Annotated in this window: 22 protein-coding genes and 1 pseudogene; 4 read left to right on the forward strand and 19 right to left on the reverse strand. The window is 73.1% G+C overall.

Going from position 1 to position 22,494, the window contains the following annotated elements:
* Positions 1-117: 117 nt before the first annotated feature.
* Complete coding sequence (locus GR130_RS18030) at positions 118-471, forward strand: CBS domain-containing protein (RefSeq protein WP_159505678.1); 354 nt, start codon at positions 118-120, stop codon at positions 469-471.
* Positions 472-705: 234 nt separating this feature from the next.
* On the opposite strand, the gene GR130_RS18035 is transcribed toward GR130_RS18030, so the two are convergent.
* The 14 genes and pseudogenes from GR130_RS18035 to GR130_RS18100 form a co-directional block, all read right to left on the reverse strand.
* Positions 706-2,109, reverse strand: coding sequence for an AAA family ATPase (locus GR130_RS18035; RefSeq protein WP_328707558.1), 1,404 nt, complete (start codon positions 2,107-2,109; stop codon positions 706-708).
* 794 nt (positions 2,110-2,903) lie between these two features.
* Complete coding sequence (locus GR130_RS18040; protein ID WP_159505680.1) at positions 2,904-3,221, reverse strand: hypothetical protein; 318 nt, start codon at positions 3,219-3,221, stop codon at positions 2,904-2,906.
* 169 nt (positions 3,222-3,390) lie between these two features.
* A complete protein-coding gene (locus GR130_RS18045; RefSeq protein ID WP_443043621.1) occupies positions 3,391-3,966 on the reverse strand; it encodes an Rv1733c family protein in 576 nt (191 codons plus the stop codon).
* A gap of 472 nt (positions 3,967-4,438) precedes the next feature.
* Positions 4,439-5,068 carry a V-type ATP synthase subunit D gene (locus GR130_RS18050; RefSeq protein WP_159505682.1) on the reverse strand — a complete coding sequence of 210 codons (630 nt, stop codon included), beginning with the start codon at positions 5,066-5,068 and terminating at the stop codon, positions 4,439-4,441.
* Positions 5,065-6,465: a V-type ATP synthase subunit B gene (locus tag GR130_RS18055; protein ID WP_268977924.1), complete on the reverse strand. Its 1,401-nt coding sequence runs from the start codon at positions 6,463-6,465 to the stop codon at positions 5,065-5,067. The genes GR130_RS18050 and GR130_RS18055 overlap by 4 nt, the downstream gene beginning before the upstream one ends.
* Positions 6,462-8,204 (reverse strand): V-type ATP synthase subunit A, encoded by a 1,743-nt coding sequence (locus GR130_RS18060; protein ID WP_201304919.1) that lies wholly within the window; start codon positions 8,202-8,204, stop codon positions 6,462-6,464. Before GR130_RS18060 ends, GR130_RS18055 begins: the two co-directional genes overlap by 4 nt.
* Entirely contained in the window at positions 8,192-8,716 is a 525-nt protein-coding gene (locus GR130_RS18065) for a hypothetical protein (RefSeq protein WP_159505683.1), read from the reverse strand. Before GR130_RS18065 ends, GR130_RS18060 begins: the two co-directional genes overlap by 13 nt.
* Positions 8,713-8,934: a V-type ATP synthase subunit F gene (locus GR130_RS18070; protein WP_159505684.1), complete on the reverse strand. Its 222-nt coding sequence runs from the start codon at positions 8,932-8,934 to the stop codon at positions 8,713-8,715. The genes GR130_RS18065 and GR130_RS18070 overlap by 4 nt, the downstream gene beginning before the upstream one ends.
* A gap of 4 nt (positions 8,935-8,938) precedes the next feature.
* Positions 8,939-9,361 carry an ATP synthase subunit C gene (locus GR130_RS18075; protein ID WP_159505685.1) on the reverse strand — a complete coding sequence of 141 codons (423 nt, stop codon included), beginning with the start codon at positions 9,359-9,361 and terminating at the stop codon, positions 8,939-8,941.
* Complete coding sequence (locus GR130_RS18080) at positions 9,322-10,752, reverse strand: V-type ATPase 116kDa subunit family protein (RefSeq protein WP_159505686.1); 1,431 nt, start codon at positions 10,750-10,752, stop codon at positions 9,322-9,324. Before GR130_RS18080 ends, GR130_RS18075 begins: the two co-directional genes overlap by 40 nt.
* Positions 10,739-11,659 (reverse strand): hypothetical protein, encoded by a 921-nt coding sequence (locus tag GR130_RS18085; protein WP_159505687.1) that lies wholly within the window; start codon positions 11,657-11,659, stop codon positions 10,739-10,741. Before GR130_RS18085 ends, GR130_RS18080 begins: the two co-directional genes overlap by 14 nt.
* Positions 11,656-12,111, reverse strand: coding sequence for a hypothetical protein (locus GR130_RS18090; protein ID WP_159505688.1), 456 nt, complete (start codon positions 12,109-12,111; stop codon positions 11,656-11,658). The genes GR130_RS18085 and GR130_RS18090 overlap by 4 nt, the downstream gene beginning before the upstream one ends.
* 118 nt (positions 12,112-12,229) lie before the next feature.
* A complete protein-coding gene (locus GR130_RS18095; RefSeq protein WP_159505689.1) occupies positions 12,230-13,081 on the reverse strand; it encodes a universal stress protein in 852 nt (283 codons plus the stop codon).
* A 40-nt stretch (positions 13,082-13,121) separates the two neighbouring features.
* Positions 13,122-13,367, reverse strand: a pseudogene (locus GR130_RS18100) (DUF1918 domain-containing protein); the annotation flags it as partial.
* A gap of 383 nt (positions 13,368-13,750) precedes the next feature.
* On the opposite strand from GR130_RS18100, the gene GR130_RS18105 reads away from it, so the two are divergent.
* Entirely contained in the window at positions 13,751-14,212 is a 462-nt protein-coding gene (locus GR130_RS18105) for a cyclic nucleotide-binding domain-containing protein (protein WP_159505691.1), read from the forward strand.
* Positions 14,213-14,240: 28 nt separating this feature from the next.
* Here GR130_RS18105 and GR130_RS18110 read toward each other — a convergent pair whose 3' ends face one another.
* Positions 14,241-15,605 (reverse strand): nicotinate phosphoribosyltransferase, encoded by a 1,365-nt coding sequence (locus GR130_RS18110; RefSeq protein WP_159505692.1) that lies wholly within the window; start codon positions 15,603-15,605, stop codon positions 14,241-14,243.
* A gap of 301 nt (positions 15,606-15,906) precedes the next feature.
* Between GR130_RS18110 and GR130_RS18115 the strand changes: the two genes are divergently transcribed.
* A complete protein-coding gene (locus GR130_RS18115; RefSeq protein WP_159505693.1) occupies positions 15,907-16,335 on the forward strand; it encodes a CBS domain-containing protein in 429 nt (142 codons plus the stop codon).
* Between the two features lie 68 nt (positions 16,336-16,403).
* Here GR130_RS18115 and GR130_RS18120 read toward each other — a convergent pair whose 3' ends face one another.
* Genes GR130_RS18120 through GR130_RS18130 form a run of 3 tightly spaced genes read right to left on the reverse strand, consistent with a single transcriptional unit; the run spans position 16,404 to position 18,749 of the window.
* Positions 16,404-17,126, reverse strand: a complete 723-nt coding sequence (locus GR130_RS18120) for a helix-turn-helix domain-containing protein (protein WP_159505694.1) — start codon at positions 17,124-17,126, stop codon at positions 16,404-16,406.
* Positions 17,127-17,181: 55 nt separating this feature from the next.
* Positions 17,182-18,045 carry a universal stress protein gene (locus GR130_RS18125; RefSeq protein ID WP_159505695.1) on the reverse strand — a complete coding sequence of 288 codons (864 nt, stop codon included), beginning with the start codon at positions 18,043-18,045 and terminating at the stop codon, positions 17,182-17,184.
* Positions 18,042-18,749, reverse strand: a complete 708-nt coding sequence (locus tag GR130_RS18130) for a CBS domain-containing protein (RefSeq protein ID WP_159505696.1) — start codon at positions 18,747-18,749, stop codon at positions 18,042-18,044. Before GR130_RS18130 ends, GR130_RS18125 begins: the two co-directional genes overlap by 4 nt.
* Positions 18,750-19,002: 253 nt before the next feature.
* Between GR130_RS18130 and GR130_RS18135 the strand changes: the two genes are divergently transcribed.
* Positions 19,003-19,995, forward strand: a complete 993-nt coding sequence (locus GR130_RS18135) for an Acg family FMN-binding oxidoreductase (protein WP_159505697.1) — start codon at positions 19,003-19,005, stop codon at positions 19,993-19,995.
* A gap of 50 nt (positions 19,996-20,045) precedes the next feature.
* On the opposite strand, the gene GR130_RS18140 is transcribed toward GR130_RS18135, so the two are convergent.
* Positions 20,046-22,313: a heavy metal translocating P-type ATPase gene (locus GR130_RS18140; RefSeq protein WP_236573142.1), complete on the reverse strand. Its 2,268-nt coding sequence runs from the start codon at positions 22,311-22,313 to the stop codon at positions 20,046-20,048.
* Positions 22,314-22,494: the final 181 nt, after the last annotated feature.

Genomic DNA, 22,494 nt, shown 5'->3' on the forward strand with positions numbered 1-22,494 from the left:
GGTTCAGTCCCGGGGCACGACCACAGTCAGGCCACTCCTGCCCCGGTCGGTGTTCAGCGGAGGCGCAGGGCGGGTCGGCCGGGAAGGCGGCGAGTACCGATGGAGATCAAAGACCTCATGAGCATGCCACCGGCCGGCATTCCCCTGGACGCGCCCCTCGAAGACGCGGCCCGGCACATGGCTGATGCCGGCGTGGGGGCTCTGCCCGTGGTCGAGGACGATCACGTGGTGGGCGTGATCACGGACCGGGATCTGGTGGTACGGGCAATGGCCCGCGGACTGTCGCCGCAGGTGCGGGTCGAGGCCCTGATGTCGACCGACCCGGTCACGGTGGAGGCGGACACACCGGTCCCGGCCGCGATGCACGCCATGGGCACGATCGACGCCCGCCACCTGCCTGTGGTGGACAGGGGCGGCTTGTCGGAGTGGTTTCCTTCGACGACCTGTTCTGGTTCGCCACCAGCCAGTTGAACGCACTGGCGGCCGTGGTCAACGCCACCCGCAAAGTGCCCGAACCGCTCCCTCGGTCACACGACCGGACAGCCGCTCGTGACGTTCCCGCCGATCCGCAGGGTCCTGCGCCGGACGCACACGGACTCTGAGTCGGGGCGGCGAGATCCCCCAGGATGCCCCATGGGGCCACGTGCGAGTACGAGTTGACGGCTGGCGCCGGTGCGCGGCCGCTGATCGACATGTCGGGATCGGTCACTGGCCGTGGTAGAGCCTGTCGACGTCGATCAGGAGGACCTCTCCTCTGGCTTCCGCGGCCCGCAGTTCCGGGCTGAACCCGATCCCGCCGTAACACGCAGGCGTGGCCCCGTTGACGTCCTCGCCGGAGGCTCCGAGGACGGACAGAAGGTGGCGCAGCGATTCAAGGTGGTGGATGTCCATGGTCTCGTTCCAGCGGGCGAGACCGACCGAGAGCAGGACACCGGGTCGGCCCTCGACGTTCCCTCGTACCGCCACGTCGACATCGAGACGGTTGTGCCCGGAAGGGTCGGGGACTGTGCCGCGGACGGCCGTTGTGGGTTCCCCTCCGAAGGTGTCGGGGGCGGCGTATTCGGTGCTCCAGCTCCGGCACAGCTGGGCGAAGTGCGGCGTGGCGACCGCGGAGTCGAAAGTGGGGCGGACGCGTTGCCACACACTGGCGGCGTCCTCCTGCTCTATCCGGGCGCGATGGGGCCATGCGACGGCGTGCTCGAAAGCCAGTAGCGGCTCGGCGATGCGGTAGCGCGTCAGCGAGGGCCGGAACGCGTCGGGCTCTGCGTGCAGCAGACCACTGTTCCGCAGCACGGCCAGGACGTGGGACACGTCAGGCAGCTGGGCTCCGATGCGTTCGGCGATCCCGCCGGGTGTGGAGCGGCCGGCGGCGATCGCCACCAGCACGGAGTGGGACAGCGCCCGGTCCGCGTGATTCGCCTCTTCCTCCAGCAGATTGCGCGCCTCCCAGAACAGGGGGACGCGTGGGTTGAGGACGGTTCTGCACACCCATGCGTCGAAGTCATGCGGGCCGGCAGGAGCGTCGTCACACACAAGATCGCGTCGATAGGCGGGAGTTCCGCCCACGACGGCATGCACCTGTACGGCCAGCCGTGGGGATCGCATGCCCCAGAACCGCGCCGCCTGGCGGAAGCCGAAGGGCTGCACCAGGAGTTCCAGCGAGGCGAGCCGGTGCAATGAGGACGGGCCGGAGAAGAGCCTCCGCATCAGGGAGGGGGTCCCTCCGCCGAGGATGAGGCGGGCCCGGTTGTGCTGCTGCACCTCGTGCAGACGGCGGTATGCACCGTGAATGACGGAGGGCAGTGCCGGGCTCGGGCCCACAAGGTCCGGGAAGTTGTCGATGACCACGGGAGCCGGCCGCTGGTCGCCCAGCGCCAGCAGTGCGTCCACGGCATCCTCCCAGCGCTGCCAGCGTGGTGGTTGCGTCGCCCGGGTGTGCTCCCCGAACCGCTCCGCCAAGCGGTGCAGCGTCTCGGCCTCTGCTGCCGCCTGCCCGTCGAAATAGAAGCCTTCGGCAGCCTTGGCGACGGCTTGCAGCAGGAAGGTCTTGCCCTGCCGGTGCTGTCCCGATACCAGGCCGAGCGTGGCTCCGGGACGCGGATCGCACACGAAGTCAGCCAGCTCGGCCCACTCGGCCTCCCGATCGAATACCCGATCGGGCTTCGCTGGGCGGGCGGCAGCATCCGATGGCGACACGGACCGCTCCCTCGTTCGGCGACCGACGGTGTCGTGATAGGTCCAGTACAGCTCCGGTGCCCGGACCGCGCCTTGCCGGCTGGCCTGTCCGGGGTACCCGAGGGGCTGCCGGTACGGTCACCGGGGCATGGCGATATCGGTGGTAGGGCGACAAGTCAGCCACCGATCCGGCGCTGATCGACTCCAGCCCCTCAGCGAGGCCGTGGCGTTGTGTATGCGGATCGTTCGGCCGGCAGCCATGTCCGAAAATGAGCGGGAGATACGGCGCCTAGGGCGGTTGGTCCTTCGTTGGCCCCATCGCTGTCGGGGGTACAGGCCCGTCATCTGCCGCTGCTCGTGCCCGGTGGTAGGAACAGGTGACCAGTGGCCCCGTCGTTGGGCCGAAGGGCCCTGGCTCGTCGTCGCGCCTGCAGACGGACACTGCAAGCAGGCGAGAACCCGCCGACGGAGGCGGTGAGAGCAGTGATGTACTGGGACGGCGGCTGGGCCTGGATGGCCTTCTTGCCTCTTGTATGGATCGTGTTGATCGGCCTGGTTGTCTGGGCGGTCATCCACCTGGTTCACGGACGTTCCAATGGAGGCACCGGCACGGGAACACGTGAGGGTCAGCGGCGGGAATCGCCACAGGAGATCTTGGACCGTCGCTTCGCCTCGGGGGAGATCGATGCGGACGCATACTCGGAGGCGAAGAAGCGGCTCGCCGAGCGTCAGCCCGGGGCACCGTAGGCGCCCATTCCCATCTGCGCGCGGTTGTGGGCACTGATCATGATGGCGGCGGCGAGCGCGAAGCCCTTGACCGAGCGCGCGGGCCGGCAGCGCGGACGGCGTCCGGCGCGGGCCAGGGCGGCGCACCGGGCGCACGAGTGGTCGAGCCTGGTCAGGCCGGCAGGTGGGGGCGGCGTTGCGGTCGCTGTCGGCGCCCGGTCCAGCCACGCCTGCCGATGACGACGAGAGCTGCACGGGTTGGCGGCGTCCGACAAGTGCTGTGCGGGCTCGCCGAGGACGGCCTGTTCCACGACGTTCAAGGCCGGATGCGCAGCACGCCGCGGCCGCAGCGTCCGGAGCACGGATCCGGCCGTGCGTGGTGCGGACGGCTGGGAGATGGCGCCCCGTCGGCGGGAGGAGGCATACCCAGGGCCGCAATCGGCCACGGACCAGGGCGCCCTCCGGCCGTGACCGCCGGGCCCGGGACCGTCACGGGCGGTGGTGCCGCCCTGGCGCGTCCAGCTCCGCCCACTCCTTCTCCCATTGGGCGTGGCGCAGGTGGTCCAGCAGGCGGACACCGGCCCGGTCCACGGCGAAGAGCAGCAGACCGGTGGTGGATGCCGCCACGGTGCCGGCCGCGATGCTCATGGCCACGGTGTTCACCGGGTCGCCGGGGTCCCGCACCAGCGCGCCGCGCCGGTCCAGCCACACCGTGGTCCGAGCCCCGACGCGTACACCGGGCGGCAGGAGCGTCTCACCGGTCCGCACCCTGCGGTCCGGGGCCGTCCATCGCACCGTCGCATAGACCCCTGCACCCGTCCCGCCACCTTTGTCGGCGCCGATGCGTGCCGAGGGCTCCTCGGTCACCACGGCGGTGACACGGTGCCACTCGGCGCGCTGCCGCTGGGACGCCGCGTCCACCGCCTGGCCGGCCGTTACCCCGGCCGCCGGCACCGCCACGGCCATCAGCAACCCGGTGGCCAGGGCCATCCAGGACTGGGCCACGTCCGTGCCCCGACGGAGCGGGCCACGTCGCCATGGGGGGCGAAACTTCACCAGAGGCATCCGACACCCCTCTTCACCTGCTGTTCCGAGCGTGGCACCCCGGGCGCACGCCGGGAGAGGGCCGAACGGTCCCGCACGGGGGCCCGGTGTGCGCCTGGAACGGCGGGCCGGGGACCGTTCGGCTTCGCTGCACCACGCCTGGTGCCACGATCGACCGGTGGAACAGAGGCCGTCTGCCCGGCCGGAGGGCGCCAGGAGCGAGACGGACGTGCTCGGCGTAGAGACCGGCCTGGCCCCACGCATCCAGGCTCACCCCCGCGACTCTGTCTTCGGGGGCGCGGGCGCTCGGTGGTATCCCGGAAGCGGTGCCCACCAGATCAGACGGGTGCCGCCGTCCGGCCGCGCCTCGACGGACATTTCGCCGCCGGCGCTCTTCGCCCGATCGGCCAGGTTGAGCCGATGACCGCGGGCTACGAGGGAGACACCCGCCGCGCTCGCGTGCGCGTGCCGGGCGACATTGAAGCAGTCACGGTCAGCCTCCGGTGCCGGCTCCGCCGCGCCGCGCCGCCCACCGCCGCCGGACGGCGTCCTCGTGCTCCGACTGCTCCAGAGCCAGCTCGACGGCCGCCAGGTTCTGTTGGAGGCGGGGGATCCGGTGCCGGCGCAGCGCCCTGACCCGCACCAGCGTGGTGCGCATCCGGACCTCGACGAGACGGGACGCGGTCGCCGCGGCTCCGTATCGCGCGGCCGCGGCGACCGCCGCACCGTAGGCGGTACGGGCATGCACCAGTGCGGTGTTGCCGGGAGCGGCGTCGGATGTGGCTGCGGTGCCCGGGGACACGGTGCTCCGGCCCGGGTGCCGTACGCCCAGAGTGTCCTCCCACTTGACGGTGATGTCCGCGGCCGAGACGCGTGAGGCGGTCCGCAGGGCGTTCTCCCCGCTGAGCAGCAGCCCGCGCAGCAGCCATGTCCGGGCCTCCCGAAGCCGTACCTCCCACTCGTCACGGGCCGCTGCCTCGGCGCGCCGCAGGTCCGCCAGTTCGGCGCGCAGGAGGTGGAGTTGCCGGTCGAGCAGGTCCGCGCCGCGGGTGGCGATCTGAAGGCTGCGGCGCAGCCGCAGGCGGGCGGCCCGGCCGACGGGGGGAGGAGCGGCTGTCGTCATGGCACGGCTCCGGGAGTGCCGTCGCCGGTCCGTGCGTTCAGCAACGCCGCCGGGAGCATGCCCAGTTCGCTGGGCGGCAGTGTCAGCAGGACCTGCCAGGCACGCTCCAGTGACTCGTCCAGTGCCAGTTTCGTGTCGCGTCCCTGGTGCAGGAAGTCGTGGAGATAGACGGGGTACATGGCGAGGTAGCGCCGGTCGGCCGGGCTCAGGGCCGATTCCCCGGCGAGTTCGGCGAGTTCGCCGGCCTGCCGGGCGCGGGCGAGTGCGGCGATCAGCTGGGCTGCCACGTCCAGGTGGTCGGGGCGGGTCCGGCCGGGGCCCGCGCCCTTGCGCATCAGGCGGGAGAGTGAGGCCAGGGCGTCCACGGGCGGGTAGACCCCCGCGGCGTGGATCTGCGGGGAGAGCACGATCTGCCCTTCGGTGATGTACCCGGTGAGATCGGGCACCGGGTGGGTGATGTCCCCGGCCGGCATGGTCAGGACGGGCAGCACGGTGACCGAACCGGGTCGGCCGATGATGCGCCCGCACCGCTCGTACAACGAGGCCAGGTCGCTGTAGAGGTAGCCCGGGTAGGCCCGGCGGGCCGGCACCTCACCGCGGGCCGCGGAGACCTCGCGCAGCGCCTCGGCGTAGGACGTCATGTCCGTCATGATCACCAGTACGTGCCGGCCGCCGCCGAAGGCGAGGTGTTCGGCGACGGTGAGCGCCAGCCGTGGGGTGAGGATGCGCTCGATGACCGGATCGTCGGCGGTGTTGAGCAGCAGGCACAGTTCACCGGCGGCGGCGCGCTCTTCCAGCGCCTCCCGGACGAAGAACGCGTCCGCATGGGTCAGGCCCATGCCCGCGAAGACCACGCTGAACCGTTCGCCCGCCGTGGTGGCCTGGGCGGCGATCTGCACCGCGAGTTCGAGGTGCGGCAGCCCGGCGGTGGAGAAGACGGGCAGCTTCTGCCCGCGCACCAGCGTGGTGAGCGCGTCCACCGCGGCGATGCCGGTGAGCACCGGCTCGCCGGGCGGCTGCCGGCGCACGGGGTTGATCGCCACTCCCTCCACCGGTGCGGAGACCGGGCCGAAGACGGGCGGCCCGCCGTCGCGCGGAGCCCCCTTGCCGTCGCACGTCCGGCCCAGCCAGCCCTCCCCGACGGGCACCGTCAGCGGGGAGCCGCTGAACGTCACCCGCAGCCCGGTCGGATCCAGCCCGCCGGTGCCCTCCAGCACCTGGACGACCGCGAGATCGTCCCGCACCTCCAGGACGACACCGTGCCGCCGCTCGCCGGAAGCAAGCGTGATCGTCCCGAACTCGTCCCAGCCGACCCCGCCGACCCCCGCCACCACGACGAGCGGTCCGCGCAGCTCCCGGATCGAGGTGTACCCGACCGGCACCGGGCCGGCGCTCACCGGTGCTCTCCCAGGGCGTGGAGCACGGCATCACGAGCGGCCCGGACGGTGGCGGTGTCGTCCGGCCCGGCCTCCTCACGAGCCCGCAACAGGGCGGTGAAATCGGCCTGTTCGACCTCTTCCGGCGGCGTACCGGATGCCACCAGGGACCGGCACCGCTCGACGACGGCGAGCACCGCGTCGGCGAGCGCGGCCGTCTTGGCCGGGGTGCAGTGCGCGTCGTTGGGGGAGAGGGCGCTCTGCTGCAGCAGGCCCTCCCGGACCAGGCGTCCGGCCAGGACACTGACCCGCTCGGGCGCGGGCAGTGCGCCGATACCCACCAGATCCACCAGGTCCGCCAGGCGGTCGGCCTCCGCCAACAGCCCCGCGACCGCGGCCCGGTGCTCCGCGGTCTCCCGTCCGGCCCGGCTCGGGGCGAGGGCGGAGGCGTCCCGGGAGAACGAGTGCGACCACGACAGCGCGGGGTAGTGGCGGGCGTAGGCCAACTCCCGGTCCAGGGTCCACCGACAGCGCACACAGCGTTCGGTGTGCGCGGTGACCGGCTCGGCCAGGTCGCCGCCCGGCGGGGAGACGGCCCCGATGACGGTCACCGAGCCGGGACCAGCTCCCAGCGTCGTCACCGCCCCGGCCCGTTCGTAGAAGGCCGCGAGTGCGGACGCCAGACCGGCCGGGTAGCCCTCCTCCGCGGGCAGTTCGCCGGTCCGCGAGCCGAACTCCCGCAGGGCCTCCGCCCAGCGGGAGGTGGAGTCGGCGATGACCACCACGTCGTACCCCATGTCGCGGAAGTACTCGGCGACGGTGACACCGGTGTGGATGCTGGCCTCGCGGGCCATCATCGGCATGTTGGACGTATTGGCGACGATCACGGTGCGGTCGGCGAGGCGCCCGCCCGTGCGCGGGTCGGAGAGTTCGGAGAACTCGGCGATGACATCGGCCATTTCGTTGCCGCGCTCGCCGCAGCCGACGTAGACGATGACATCGGCGTCGCACCACTTGGCGATCTGCTGGAGCAGTACGGTCTTGCCCGTGCCGAAGCCCCCGGGGACCGCGACGGTGCTGCCCCGCGCAACGGGGAAGAGCAGGTCGATCACCCGCTGTCCCGTGGTCAGCGGAGCAACGGCCGGGACCCGCTCGCGGACCGGGCGGGGCCGACGCACCGGCCAGCTGGTCACCGACCGGATCTCGGTGCCGCCGACCACGGCGAGCACCGCCTCTTCTGGATGCTCCGCTTCGGCGGCCACGTACGTGGCCTCGCCCCCGCAGCCGGGCGGTACGAGGATCCGGGGCCGCGGACCGCCGGTGCCGCCGACCTCCCCGATGACGGCTCCCTCGGGCACCTTCTGACCAGTGACGACGGCCGGAGTGAACCGCCCGCCTCCCGGGGCCGGATCCGGGGCGACGCCCGGTGTGAGCCGGTCCCCGGCGGCGGACAGCGGGCGGAGCAGCCCGTCGAACACGCCACCCAGCAGGCTCGGGGAGAGCCGCGCGGAGACCGGGACGCCCAGCGGGCGGCCGGTGTGCCCCGGTGCCAGACCGCCCGTGTACTCGTACGCCTGGACCGTGACCCGGGACGTGGTGATCGCGACCACCTCCGCCGGCAGCTGTGCCGCGCCGAGCAGCACCAGGTCGTTCATGGCGACCCGGCCCGTGTTCTCCAGCTCGACGAGCGGCCCGGCCACCCGCAGGATGCGGGCGGTCGCAGACTTGCGGAGGCCGGGCGCCGCCGTCAGGTCTGCCACAGGGTCTCGATTCCGGCGCCGCAGCGCTCCAGGACACGTCCGGCCACGGCATCCAGGCTCAGATCCGCGCTCCGGCCGTCGGCCGTCCCGATCACGCCGCCGTGCGGGTGCTCGGTGACGGTGGCCTCCGGGCCCAGGACACGGCGGGCCTGCCCGGCCAGCCGGTCGCGCACGGTGGGATACGCCGCTTCCCGCCGGCAACGCCGCACCTGGGCGAACACCGTCCGGCACAGCTCGTCGTACGCTTCCGCCCGGGCCTTCAGCAGGCCGGCCCGGGCCGAGCGGTGAGCCTGGGCCACGGCGGCGGCAGCGGCGCGGGCTCCCTCCCGCTGCCCCCGGTGGCGCGCCTCGCGGAGCAGGGCCGCCGACCGGGACCGGGCGGCGGCGACGGTCGCCTCGGCATCGCGTCGCGCCGCGGCCACCAGCCGCTCGGCCTCCTCGTCGGCGGCGCGCACCAGCGCCGCCCGGACAGGGGCGAGCGGGTCGGCAGCGGCAGCCGGGGCGGAGGTCATGGCGGCATCACCACTGCCAGCGGCTCGGGCACGTCCAGTGCGTCAGGGCCCAGCGCCGCGGCGGCGGCAGGAGTAAGGATCACCAGGGCCACATCCGAGGGCAGCTCCCGCCACAGTGCGCGGACCCGGTCGGGCGCCTCGGCGGACCGGACCTCCATACCGGCCAGCGCGAACCCCGCGGTCCGCGCCCGCTCCCCGATGGCGATGACCGTGCCCATGGCCTCATGCCCTGCCGATCAGCAGCACGGCGACCACCAGACCGTAGATGGCGATGCCCTCGGCCAGGCCGACGATCACCATCGCCCGGCCGAACAGCTCCGGACGCTCGCTCAGTGCGGCCAAGGCCGCGGCACCGGTGTACGCCACGGCGATCGCCGCGCCGATCGAGGCCCCGGCGACGGCGATGGCGGCGCCGATCAGCGCCGCGGAACTTGCGCCCGACGAACCGGCCGGAGCCGTCGCCGCGGCCTGCGCCGCACCTCCGCTCAGCGCAACCACCAGCAGCGCCAGCGCACCGGCCAGCAGCACCAGATTCGCCCCGACGGCACACCGCAGTACGGTCCTGCCGCCGCACCGGCGGGAGAGCACGCGCACCGCCCACCAGATCACGACGATGACGGGCAGCGTGACGAGCCAAGCGAACACGACGCCACCTCCGAACGACAGACAGGAAGGTGCCAGGGGCGGAACGGGCGGCCCTGGCCCTCGAAGACCCGGGAGAAGAGCTCGAAGTACTCCAGACGCAGCGCCTGCACACCCGCCACCAGCGCCTCCAGCGCGAAGACGAGCGCATTGCCCACGACGAACAGGGCGACCGCACCCGCCACCCCTGCCGGTCCGTGCCCGGCGAGTCCCGTGGTGCCCGCCCAGACGACCTGGCCGAGTGCCGCGTGGGTGAGGCCGAAGGCCGCCAGCCGCGCGAAGGAGATGAGGTTCGACAGGATGCGGACGACGCCGTCGAAGAGCTGTACACCGGTTTGCACCAGGCCGGAGACGCCGCGGGCGGTGCCGGCGTAGAGGCCGGCTGCGGCGAGGACGGCCCCGGCCGCCGCCACCGCGGCTCCCGCTGCCGCCAACCACGCCAGGTGCCCTGCGGCCCCCGCCGCCACTCCCATCAGCCCCACGAAGATGGCGCCGCCGGCGATACCGGACAGCGAGTACAGGGCCCCGGAGAAGCCTCGTTCGCGCCACCGGTTCACGGCACCGGCCACGTAGGCCAGAAAGAGCAGGACGGCGCCCACCGCCACCGCCGACAGCAGCAGCTGCCCCGGCCTGTGCAGCGGTTCCAGCCAGAGCACGGGCAGCACCCCGGTCGGCCCGAAGAACTCCCCGTAGGCCAGTCCCGCCACGATGCTCAGTGCCCCGGTGGCAGCCAACAGCGGCCAGGCGCCCTGCCACGCCGCCAGCCGGCGGGGACGCCGCACGGCCAGGAAGAGTGCGCCGAGCAGCAGCAGCGCACCGTGCCCCACGTCGCCGAACATCATCCCGAACATCACGGCGTACAGGGCCGCGGCTGCCCAGGAGGGGTCGAGGTCAGCGTAGGGAGGGGTGCCGTACGTCGTCACCAGGGACGTACATGCGCTGTGGACCGGGCCGGTGCGGCGCAGCGCGGTCGGCGGATCGACACCCCGCGGTGCCGCGGTTGGCACGAGCGCGCCACCGAGCCGGGCCAGCCGAGTGCTCAGCGGTGCCACCTCCTCGCGCGGACACCAGCCCGCGAGCGCAGCCACGCTCCCGCGGCGGACCGCGTCGTCGAGCCGCACCGCCAACTGCTCCTCCCCGGCCATCAGGTCCGTGCGCCCGGCTTCCTCCAGTGCACGAAGGTCGGGAGCGGTGGCGGCCAGCGCCGGTGGAACCGTGCCCGCACGGGGGCCCTGGCGCGATGTACCCACACGGTGTCCGGGACCGCCGGTCCGGTCGAGATCCACGCAGCCGGCATCGGCGAGGCACACCAGCGCGTCCCGCTCTGCAACCTGCGGAACGACGATCGCCACGCGCTGCATGGCCACCGGGGAGAAGGACTCAGACCAGGACATCGAAGCCCTCCTGGAAGGATGCGCCGTTCGCGGCCAGTTCCAGCGCGCCGCGGGTGCGCCACGCATCGGCCGACAGAACCGCGACCGCGCCAACGACGGGATCCATGCCGTACCGGGTACGGCGCGCCATCGTCAGCCCGTCCTGCTCAATATCCCGCCACCACCGCCCCTCCGCCTGCCAGAGAGCGGCCGGTTCGTCGATGCCGCGCAGCGCCCACCGGGCCGGCGCCGGAAGCCGGCGCAGGTACTCCCGGAAGTCGGGGGCACGGTGGGCGGAGCCGAGGAGCTGAGCGGCCGGACCAATGGCCGAGGCAGGCAGCGCCCGACCGTGCACGAACCGCTCCCGTGCGACGAGCAGGGCGGCCCGGCCCGCCGACCAGCGCGCAGCGCAGGGCACCCGTACCGCGGTCCTGGCGGCCGAGGTCAGCCGCAGCCCCACCGCCAGCTCGGCCGCCGTCCCGCCGGGGTCGCGCCACGGTGACGTGCTGAGCGCGGTCCGCAGCTCCTTCGGCCGTGCGGCGCGGGCGACCCTGTTCCAGGCGGTGGCGAGAGCCCCCAGCTCATACGGGGACGGCTCCGCCACGCCGCTGCTGAGCAGCCGGTAGCGGGCCTCGATGTTAACGATCTCGAAGCCGGCCGCCAGCAGACGCAGACAGTCCACCCCGCGCCTTGGCAGCCAGCCGGCGAGCACCCGCAGATGCCAGAGCAGGGTGCCCGTGACCGCCCGCTGCGCTGCCGGCAACGACATGTCCGTGGTCAGGCGTCCTCGATAGGGCGTGGTGGCCAAGTGGCGCAGCGCCGCGTCCAGTGATCCGGCGTCCGCGATCCGACGGGCACCGGGCTCACCCGGGCACCGGGTGAGCAGGCCGCGTGCCCGTGTCACCCCGGCCACCCATGCGGCACTCACGGGCCGCCGCCCCGCTCCTCGGAACCCGAAGGGCGCCCGGCCCGCAGGCCGGGCAGGCCGAGTTGGCGGCGTACCTCATCGGTCAGCCGGTCCGCCACGAACGGGATCCGCGCCGCGGCCCGGCTCCTCAGAGCCGCCTCGGCGCGCGCTCCCTCCGCACGGACCGCGTCGGCCTCGCGGCGGCCGAGTTCCTGCCGCCGCTCGGCGGCCCGGGAACGCACACGTTCGAACAGGTCGTCCGCACGCGCGGTGATGGCGTCCGCGTCCCGGGCGGCGTCTCGGCGGATACGGTCGGCCTCGCTACGCCCGGCGAGGCCGATGGCCTCGGCCTCGACGGCCGTGCGGTCCAGCTGGGACAGCGTCGGCGTCAGCTCCGCGGCCAGCTCGGCGGTGCGGTCGGCGGGCACACCTGCGATCGCCGGGCCCGGGGTGCTGACCGGACGGAAACGCATCAGAAGATCGCGCAACCCGGCCATCGCCGTTCCTCCCTCCGTCGGCCGTGACGCCGATGCGGCCGTACCTTCAGTTTCTCCATGGTGCGGTGAATGGCGCTCGGCAGGGCGCCTCGGGTCACAGGCGTGGCACGACTGCCACCGGGCAGCGGGAGTGGTGCAGCAGGGCGAGTACGGCCGGGCCGAGGGGCATGGGAGCGCGTTGCGGCCGGCGTCCGACGACCAGCAGTCCGGCCCGTGAGCAGGCTCCCAGCAGCACGGGCAGGGCCCTGCCGTCGGTGACTTCCTCGATCACCCGCACGTCGGGGAACTTCTCCCGCCACAGGGCCAGGCTCGCGGAGAGCAATTCCTCGTCGCCGCTCGCCGTGGGGGCCGTCGCGTCCGGCGAGGTGGCGGGGGCGCCGCGGGGGGTGTCGGGCGGCCGGGCCCGTACGGCTCGCAGGGCCGTGTGATGGGCCGCGGCGGTGGTGAACGCGTAGTCCAGCACGGCGTCGCCTTCGGCGCCCAACTCCTGTACGCCGACGACGATTTCGGGGCCGGGGCCGATGGACTGTTCCTCCTCGCGGACCGTGACCACGGGGCACTGCGCGCGCCCGAGCACCCGCAGGCTCACCGAGCCCAGGAGGAATCCGGAGATCGTGTCGTGCCCGCGCGATCCGAGCACCAGGAGTGTCGCCGCCTCGCTGCGTTCGGCCAAGGCGTCCGCCGCATCCTCGGAGACCTGCTCGGCCGTCACCGCGATTCCCGGATGCACCTGGCGGACCAGGGATTCGGCCCGGCTGAGCACCGCGGCTCCGTACCGGTGCTTCTCGGCTTCGCCCCAGGTGGGGGAGGCCGGCCAGGGCTGGGAGACCCAGGAGTGCAGGAGGTGGAGGGGGAGGTTCCGTACCGCCGCCTCCTCGGCGCCCCAGCGCACCGCGGGCACACTGTTCCCGGTTCCGTCCAGTCCTACGAGGACCGAGCCGCCCATGTCACACCTCCGCGGAGTCGCTGCGCGAGGACGGGCATCAGGTGCCACCGCCCGTTCCCCGCTCGGTGAAGCCGTGCTCCGAGGCGGCCTCCGAAGGGCCTTCGAGGTGCCGGACGTGGGTGTCGGGACCGGGGAAGAAGATCGTGATCTGGTCGCTGTCCGACCAGCGGACGTCATAGGGCGGGGTGCCGTCCTCGTGGTGGAGTCCGACGATTTCCCCGTCCCGGCGGGTGGCGCCCGTGGTCGGGCTCTCGACCACGAGCTGATCGCCGACATGTGCCTTCACTGCCGTCACCGCCTCTGCGCGCGCACCACGATGTCCTGTGCCGAACGTGCCACAGGCGCCCTGTCTGCGTTATGGGGCGAGTTGCCCCGAGAAAAGGCCGTCCGGCCCATGGGATGGGACCGGACGGAACTCGTGCGCGGCGCCTCCGTGCGGTTCACTGAAAGTGACAGGGAGGACGGCAGACGCGGAGGAGCGGAGCGAGACCGCGCACCGCGCAATCAGGGCCCGCGAGAAGTGGGCGGTTCTCCTTGCCGTCGGATGCCGGCTCGCCTGCGCGGGCCGGCCCGTTCATGACCCGCAGACAGGGCGAACGGACGCCGCAACCGGATGACTTGGGCCGCGGCGCTCCTGACGCGGCACGGTCGGCAACCAGGAGAGCCGCCATGACCACCACCCCGTTGCTGCAACATCTCCCGCCCAACGGAAGGGAACGGCTGCTGGCGTTCGCCCACGAGGTGTCCTTTGCGGAAGGCACCCGCATCTTCGAGGAAGGTGGCGCCGCGGACCGGTTCTGGATCATCCGCACCGGCTCGGTCAATCTCGACCTCCGGATGCCGACCCGACGGCCGGCGGTCGTCGACGTCCTCGGCCCGGGCGACCTGCTGGGCTGGTCGTGGCTGGTGCCGCCGTACCGCTGGCGGATGGGGGCGGAGGCGTTCACCCTCGTGCGGGCCCACGAATTCAACGCGACCCGGGTACGCGCGCTGTGCGAGGCGGACCCGGTCCTGGGGCTGGTGGTGACCCGCCGGGTCCTCGACGTCGTCGCCCGCCGGCTCCTGGCCACCCGGCGCCGTCTGGTCGACCTCGGCGCCACGAGCGCGAGCACCCCGCCCACACCGCTGTAAACGATTCCCACGGCAACTGCGTACGGCCTCAACCGGACACGTGGTCCGAACGCCCTACAGGGGTTGTGCCGAACACCGCACGTTCGATCCGCTGCCGGACGCGCACGGTCAGCGCAGCGAGCGGCTTCGAGACGGTGGCGCGTACCGGTACCGGCGACCGGATTTCCCGGGCCGCAGCCGGGAGCTGTGCCACCTCCGCGGTGAGCTGACGCCGGACCTCCTCCAGCGGAGGCAGATACGTACACCGCGCCCCGCCGCGCATCATCGTCTCCAGCAGCGGCACACTGCCGACCGGGGGCGTCTCGTCGGCCAGGCCGATCACGTCGGCGCAGCCGCGGCGCCGGAAGACCTGCTTGCGGCCGGGAGCCGTCACCTTGGCCGACGACAGCTTCATCATCGGACGTCCGTCGTACTCGACGAGCTTGTAGGCGGAGTCCAGGTACGGGGCGTCGGCACTGACTCCCACCCGGGTCCCGACGGCGAAGACATCGATGGGTGCCCCTGCCGACAAGAGGTCGTGCACGGCGAATTCGTCCAGGCCGCCGCTGGCGATGATGCGTACCTGCGTCAGCCCGGCGGCGTCGAGGACGGCCCGCGCACGGAAGGACAGCTCCTTGAGGTCACCGCTGTCCAGGCGGATGGCAGAGCCGTCGGCGCGGCCCAGGGCGCGCAGGACGCGGGCCGCAACGGCCACACCGGACTCGGTGTCGTAGGTGTCCACCAGGAGCGTGACCGGGCCGGGATGGCACCGGGCGAAGGCGGTGAAGGCCGCCTCCTCGTTCTCGAAGGCTTCGACGTACGAGTGCGCCATGGTGCCGACCGCGGGGAAGTTCAGGGCACGGGCCGTGGCGACATTGCTGGTGCCCGCGTAACCGGTCAGGGCGGCCAGCCGGGCCGCCTGGAGGCCGGCGGCCGTCCCGTGGGTGCGGCGCAGCGAGAAGTCCACGACCGCATGCCCTTGGGCGGCGATGACACACCGGATGCACTTGGAGGCCACCATGGTCTGGTGGCTGAGGTGGTTGAGCACGCACGTCTCGACGAGCTGTGCCTGCGGCAGCGGTGCGGTGACCTCCATCAGCGGCTCTCCGGCCAGCACGACGCGACCCTCGGGCACCGCGCGCACCGTACCGGTGAACCGCGTACCGACCAGCGGCATCAGATCGTGGAGCGGACGTCCCAGCGCCTCCGCGAACGCCTTGGCGTCGTCGAGACCGACGCGGTACCGGGACAGATAGCTCAGGGCGGACTCGGCGCCGGCGCATACCAAGAAGCCCCGGTCGGGGGGTAGTTGGCGGACGAAGCAGCTGAAGGTGGCCGGCTCCGTCATCCGCTCGCGCAGATAGGAGAGCGCCATCGTCACTTCGTACAGATCGGTGGTTGTGGTCTCGGACATGGGGGGCCGTTCCTTCCACGCCGCTGCCGTCACCGCGCCGGTGTCGTCGCGCCGACGGGACGCCCGCGTGCGCGCAGCGGAACCGACTTCCAGCACAGCAGACCGGTGCGCCCGGGGACAGAACCGGACGGCCCGGTCCGGCGGTCCGAAAGGCCGTTGCGCCGTCGGCCGTTTCGGCTCGTGGTGGCCGTCTGCGGATCGCTGCCCGTGGGGCCCTTCGGCGGCGGGCGGGGACGACCGGCCCACAGCCCCGCCGGCGCTGGCGCGCGACAGTGGGTTGGACCCTGTGAGGAGGCACGTGATGCGGGTCCGCGACGTGATGCGTGTGCCGGTGGTCACGGTTGCTCCCGATGCCACCTTGCGGGACACCGCGCGGTTGATGCAGCAGCGCACCGTCGGGTGCGTGGTCGTGGTGTCCGGCGAGGTGGTCCTCGGCATGGTCACCGACCGGGACCTGGCCGTGCGCGGTCTGGGCGAGGAGCGGAGCGCGACCGCGCCGGTCCGCGACGTGATGACGGTGCCGGTCCATGCCGTCCTTCCGGGCGACGACGTGGATGCCGCGTACCGCACCATGTGCCGCTCGGCCGTCCGCCGGCTCCCTGTCCTGGACAGGGGGCGGCTCGTGGGTGTGGTGGCATTGGACGACCTGCTGATGGACGTCTCCCGGCGGCTGTCCGAACTGCTCGGCGCGGTCTCGTGGTGCGTCCTGGCGGAACCGCCCATCGGGTAGCTTCCGCGGGCCTGTCGACGTGCCGCGGCTCGCGCCGGGGCGGTCTCCGCACGGCGCGCCCGGCCGGTTCACGCGTCCGCTTCGGTGCTCCCGGTCGGGGGTGTCGGCGCCCCGGGAACGCGGATGCGGCGCCCGCTGAGGCGGGTCGGCCGGATGGCGATCCACTGGTACCGGCCGCCGCCTACCCAGGGGGCCGAGTACGCCTGCTCTTCGAACCTGCGGGACTCGTAGAAGCCGGTGACGACTTCGGCGGGCCCGACGGCCAGGACGCTCCATCCCTGGCTGAAGGCGTCGTCGATGTGGTCCACCTCCAGCGCGGCCTCGTGGCCGGCTGCTGTGGCCGGGCCGGAGTCCGCGTGGGTGCGGTAGGCGATCACGTCGTCGACGACGGTGTAGTTGACGGGGAAGACGGCGGGGGTGTCGCCGATGGTGACGGCCACTCTGCCGATGCCGTGCGTGGAGAGCAGTTCGCGGCATTCGGCGGGGCCGAGCACCAGCACCTCGGGGTGCGCCGCGGCCTTGCCGAGGCCCTCCGGGAGGTCGGCGGTTCCGCCTGTGAGGTCTGCGACGGTGGTGTCGAGGGCGTGGGCGAGGCGCAGCAGGAACCCGATGTCCGGTTCGGCGGTGTGCTCCTCGACGTACTGCACATACCCCGGTGAGGCGGCGGCCCGGGTCGCGACCTCCTCGCGGGTCAGCCCCAGTTGCTGCCGGCGCAGTGCGGCGCGCCGGCCCAGATCGCTGCCGGGCCGACCCGGCGCGGCGCCGGATCCGGGTGCCTGTTCGGTCGTCATCGCGCACACATCCTTTCTTCCAGCGGGTGCGGCCCCGTCCGTGCGGACAGGGTTGTTACTCGTGCGGCACGATCGCGACGGGGCAGGGGGCGTGGTGGACGGCCGCATGGACGACGTGGCCGATGCGGGGGACCGCGTGGCCGATGTGCCGGCGGCCGACGATCAGCAGCTGCGCAGCCGCGGCGCCGTGCAGGAGGGCCGGCGCCGGACTCTCCATCACCACCTGCTCCTCGACCCGCACGTCCCGGAACTTCTCCTGCCACGGGCGCAGCGCCTCGAACAGTTCCTCGCGTGCGATCCGGGCAGCTTCTTCCGCGGCGGCCCGTTCCACGGCACCGCCCCGGTCGTAGGCGAACGGCGGCAGGTTCCTGCCGTGCACGGCGCGGAGCGGGACGGCTCGTCGGGCCGCGGTCTCGAAGGCGAAGGCCAGCAGCCCCTCGCTGGGGGCGTGCAGGCTGACACCGACCGCGACGCTGTTGCCGCCCTCGGTCGCCGGGCCGTCCTGGCGGGCCCGCACCAGGACGACCGGAACCGCGACCCGTGGCACCAGGTCGAGTCCGGTCTCCCCCAGCGCGAAGCGCGCCGCCGGTCCCAGCCCCCGCGACCCCAGGACCAGCAGATCCGCTTGCCCGGCGGCTTCGACCAGGGCTTCCAGCGGCTCTTCGCGCACCAGAGCCACGTCCACGGGGAGCCCGGGCTGCGCCGACTCGACCGCGGACCTGGCCTCCTCGATGATCGGGTCCGGCCAATGCGGCACTTCCGGCGCCCAGGGTGCGCCCCGCGGCCTCGCCGTGAGGGGTTGCCAGGCGGTCAGGAGCCGCAGGCGGGACTGCCGCAACTGCGCCTCGTGCGCCGCCCACCGCGCGGCCGCCAGGGCCTGGGGCGTACCGTCCACACCGACGGTGATGACGTTCTTCATGAGGACGACCGGCTTTCTGCTGCTCGTCCTTCGTCTGTCCCGCCAGACGGGCCGCCGCCGGCCGGCTCCGGCTTCAGGTCCTCGGATACCGACACCACGCCGTCAAGGCTCGCGCACATCCGCACCAGCACGGGAACGAGCAGCAGGTCGGTGACCGTGCCGTGCAGGGCGACCTGTCCCCGATTGACCTCGGCGGTCATGCCCGCGGCACCCAGGCGTGCAGTGCGTCCGATGACCTCGCGGGTGATCTCCTCGCGGATCGCGTCGTCCTTGCGCAGGAAGACGCGCAGCAGGTCGCCGCGGCTGACGATGCCCAGCAGGATGTCCGTCTCGTCGACCACGGGCAGCCGCTTGACCTGCTGTACCTCCATCAGTCGCGCCGCCTCCACCACCGTCCAGTCGGGATGGGCGCACACCGCCGGGGCCGACATCAGCTCACCGGCGGTGCGGCCCTCCGCCCGCGCCCGCTCCCAGGCCTCCAGGTGCGGCAGCGGGGTCCTGCCGGACAGATCGGACCGGTCGGCGGCCTTGCGCAGCAGATCGGCCTCCGAGACGACGCCGGCCGGCCTGCCGAGGCTGTCGAGCACCGGTACGGCACTCACCGCGTTGTCGGCGAGGGTCTGCGCGATCTCCTTGAACGGAGTGTCGAGGCGCACGCTCACGACCTTGCGGGTCATCAGCTCACCTATCGTGCGGTGCTCCATCTCCGGCTCCTTCCGCCGCGGCGGCCGGTGGTGCGGCCACACCTCAAGCGTGGCCGGGGCGGTGCACGTTCCGGCATGAGCCGGTCGGCCCCACCCCCCCAGCCGGCCGTCCCTGGAAAGCCGACCGGTCCCCGTCCAGGGCTCTATGGCCCCTGATGCCACCGACGGCGCACCGCGACGCTGGAAGGGCAACTGCCGGTTCCCCGTCCGTGGCGTGTCCGGCCGCGGTCCCGATCCGCCCGGGAGGTCCCCGGTGCTCACCCACCCCACCCTCGACGACACTGCCGTAGCGTCGCTGGTGGCCGACGCCACCGCCGCGCCTTCGATGCACAACGCCCAGCCGTGGCACTTCGACTACTCCCGGGCGTCGCGCACCATGCTTCTCACCGCCGACCTGGATCGCGCGATGCCGCAGGCCGACCCCAGCACCCGGGGGCTGCACCTGGGCTGCGGCGCGGCCCTGCTGAACCTGCGCGTCGCCGCCGCGCATGCCGGCCACCGCACGGCAACCACTTTGCTGCCGGCTCCCCAGACTCCTGGGCTCCTTGCGGCCGTGCGCTTCGACGTACCGCACGAGCCCCTGGACACAGCCCTCTCCGACCTCTGTTCCGCCATCCCCGACCGGCACACCAGCCGGTACCCCTTCACCGAACGGCGGATCCCGGAAAGCCTCCGCACTGCCCTCGTCGAGGCCGCGTCCCAGGAAGGGGCCCAGCTGGCGTTCCTGACCACCCCGCACCGCGAGGCGGTGCTCGACCTCGTCCTGCACGCCGAGGGGTACGACCGCATGGACGACGGCCGGGAAGTCGAACAGCGTCGATGGACCCACGACGCCTCCGCTGAATCGCCTGTGGAGGGCATCCCCGAATACGCCTTCGGTCCTGCCAAACGTGGTGGTGCGGCCCCCGTACGGGACTTCGCCGGCCGGCGCGCGGTTCCCGGCCGTGCCTACGCGGACTTCGAGAAACGGCCGCAACTGGCCTCCCTCAGCACCACCCGCGACGGCCCCGCCGACTGGCTCCGCGCCGGCCAGGCACTGGAACGGGTCCTGCTCCTCGCCACCTGCCAGGGGCTCGTGAGTTCCTTTGCCACGCAGCCGCTGGAGTGGCCCGACCTGCGCTGGCTGCTGCGCGAGCCGGTCTCCGGCACCGGCTACGTCCAGATGATCCTCCGCCTGGGATACGGCCCCCAGGGGCCGCACACCCCGCGCCGGCCGGTGGAGGAGGTCCTGACGATCACGTCGTGAGGGCCGGTGGTTGGGGGATTCGGCCAGTCGGCTGTAGGGCCCCGCGGGCGTCAGGAGGAGAGCGAGAAGTAGCTCTCCTCCTCCTGGCTGAAATGGAGACGCAGCACGGTGTGAAGCCCGTACAACGACGCCCGGAGATCGTCGAGTTGCTCCGGCAGCAGGTCACCCGTCGCGTCGGCGAGCGCGAGATGCGTGGCGATGCGCTGGGCGAGGCGTGCGATCTCGGTGTGAGCGCGGCTCATGGTCTCCGTGGCGTCCGGGCCGCCGAACTGCGCGTTGAGCGCGGGGTAGAGCTGGTGCTCCTCGGCGTACTCGTGCGGGAGCAGCCGCTCGGTGAGCAGCCGGTCGACCTGGTGGACGGCCGCCAGGGCACGCGGACCGGGGTCGGTGGAGAGCAGGCCGGCCGCCTCACGGATCGCGTCCAAGGTGCCGCGCAGGGACTCGTGTTCGGCGGCGAAGCGATGGATGAGGCGCTCGGCCGCGGGTTCGAGGGGCGGGCCGCCGGTGCCGCGGGCCGGCAGCACGACGCGGAGCGCGTTGAGGATGACGGCCACGTCGATGGCCTCCTGGAGGAGCGCACCGGCGGCCGGTGGCAGCAGTCCCAGCAGCGCCGCGACCATCGCCGCCAGCGACATCACCATGCCGCCGGCCGCGCTCTGCACCGCGATCCGACGGGTGCGCACGGCGATGTCCATCGCGTCGGCGAGCCGGGCGACCCGGTCGGTGGTGAGCACGATGTCGGCGGCCTCTGATGCCGAGGTCGCGCCGCGTGCCCCCATGGCGACACCGACGTCCGCGGCGGCCAGGGCCGGAGCGTCGTTGACACCGTCGCCGACCATCACGGTGACGGCGCGCCCACACTCCTCCCTCACGGCCCGGACCTTGTCGGCGGGCAGTTGCCCGGCACGGACGTCGTCCAGCCCCAGGACCGTCCCCACCTGGCGGGCCGGTTCGGGCCGGTCCCCGGTGAGCAGCAGCAGCCTGGCCAGCCCGGCCGCCCGCAGCCGCCGGACGGTGCGTGGCGCGTCCCGGCGCAGCGGGTCGTGCAGCAGGACGGCACCGGTGAGCGTGCCGTCGACCGTGACCCAGGCGACCGTGGCCCCGTCGAGGAGAGCGCGGTTGTCCACGGTCCGGGCCCAGCGGGGAAGCTCCGCCGATGCCAGATCGGTCTTCCCGACGGCGATCCGGCAGCCGTCGACCGTGCCGGTGACACCGCGCCCCGGCTCCTCGGTGACATCGGTGGGCGGGGACAGGACCAGGCCGCGGTCGCGTGCCTCCCGGGTGATCGCCTCGGCCAGGATGTGCACCGAGACCTGGTCGACCGAGGCGGCCAGCCGCAGGACGTCGGTAGGGGAGGGGCCGCCGAACGCCGTGGCCACTTCCAGGACCCGGGGCCGTCCCGCGGTGAGCGTGCCGGTCTTGTCGATCACCAGGGTGCGAGCCCGGCCCAGCGATTCCAGTGCCCGGCCGTCCCGCACGATCACACCCCGCCGGGCCGCTCGCGACATGCCGGAGACGACGGCCACCGGCACCGCCAGCAGCAGCGGGCAGGGCGTTGCCACGACCAGCACGGCCACCGCCCGGACGGCCTCACCGCCCACCCCCCAGGCCACGCCCGCCAAGCTCAGCGAGAGCGGCAGAAACCAGGCGGCGTACCGTTCCGCGAGACGCACCGCAGGCGCCTTCTCCGCACCCGCCTGCCCGGCCAGCCGCACGATCTCCGCGTAGGTGCTGTCCCGCGCGGTCGCGATGGCCGTCACCTCGAAGACCCCGCCGGCGTTGACCACGCCACTGCGTACACCGTCGCCGGTCCGCCGCTCCACCTGCGCCGACTCACCGGTGAGCACCGACTCGTCCAGGGTCGCGGCGCCGGTCACGACTGTTCCGTCGACCGGAACCACCTCACCCGTGCCGACCACGATCACATCGCCGACGGCGACCTCGTCCAGGGCCACGGTGGCGATCTCCCGGCCGCGTCGGCGCCGTGCCGAGCGCGGGGCGTGCTCCAGCAGGGCACGCAGATCGCGGGAGGCCCGACGGGTAGCCGTGGCCTCCAGCGTCCGTCCGGTCGCCAGCATCACGGCGACCAGCGCACCGGCCAAGTATTCGCCCACTGCCAGAGTTCCGGCCAGTGCCAGCACCGCGATCAGATCGACGCCCGCCCGCCCCTGCCGCAGCGCGCGAACGACCCAGACCACGGAGGGGACGACGGCCAGCACCGTTCCGGCCGCCCAGCACGCATCGGCAACGTCCGGCCGGCCGGCCGACCACGCGACGCTGCCGCAGACCAGTGCGGCCGTCGTCGCGATCAGCAACACCGTTGCGAGCGGACGCCGATCCTCTGCGGTCCGTGCTGCCTGGTCTCGTCCCCGGCCTCCGACGTACCGCACGGCAGCCCTCCGGTTCTCCGGGGATCTTGACGGTGCCCCGGGTGCCGAGCTCGTGGACCGGTACCCGGCTCGTATGCCATCCACGTCACCACGGCGCCCGGTACCGCGC

It is taken from the genome of Streptomyces sp. GS7, assembly GCF_009834125.1.
Classification (GTDB): Bacteria; Actinomycetota; Actinomycetes; order Streptomycetales; family Streptomycetaceae; genus Streptomyces.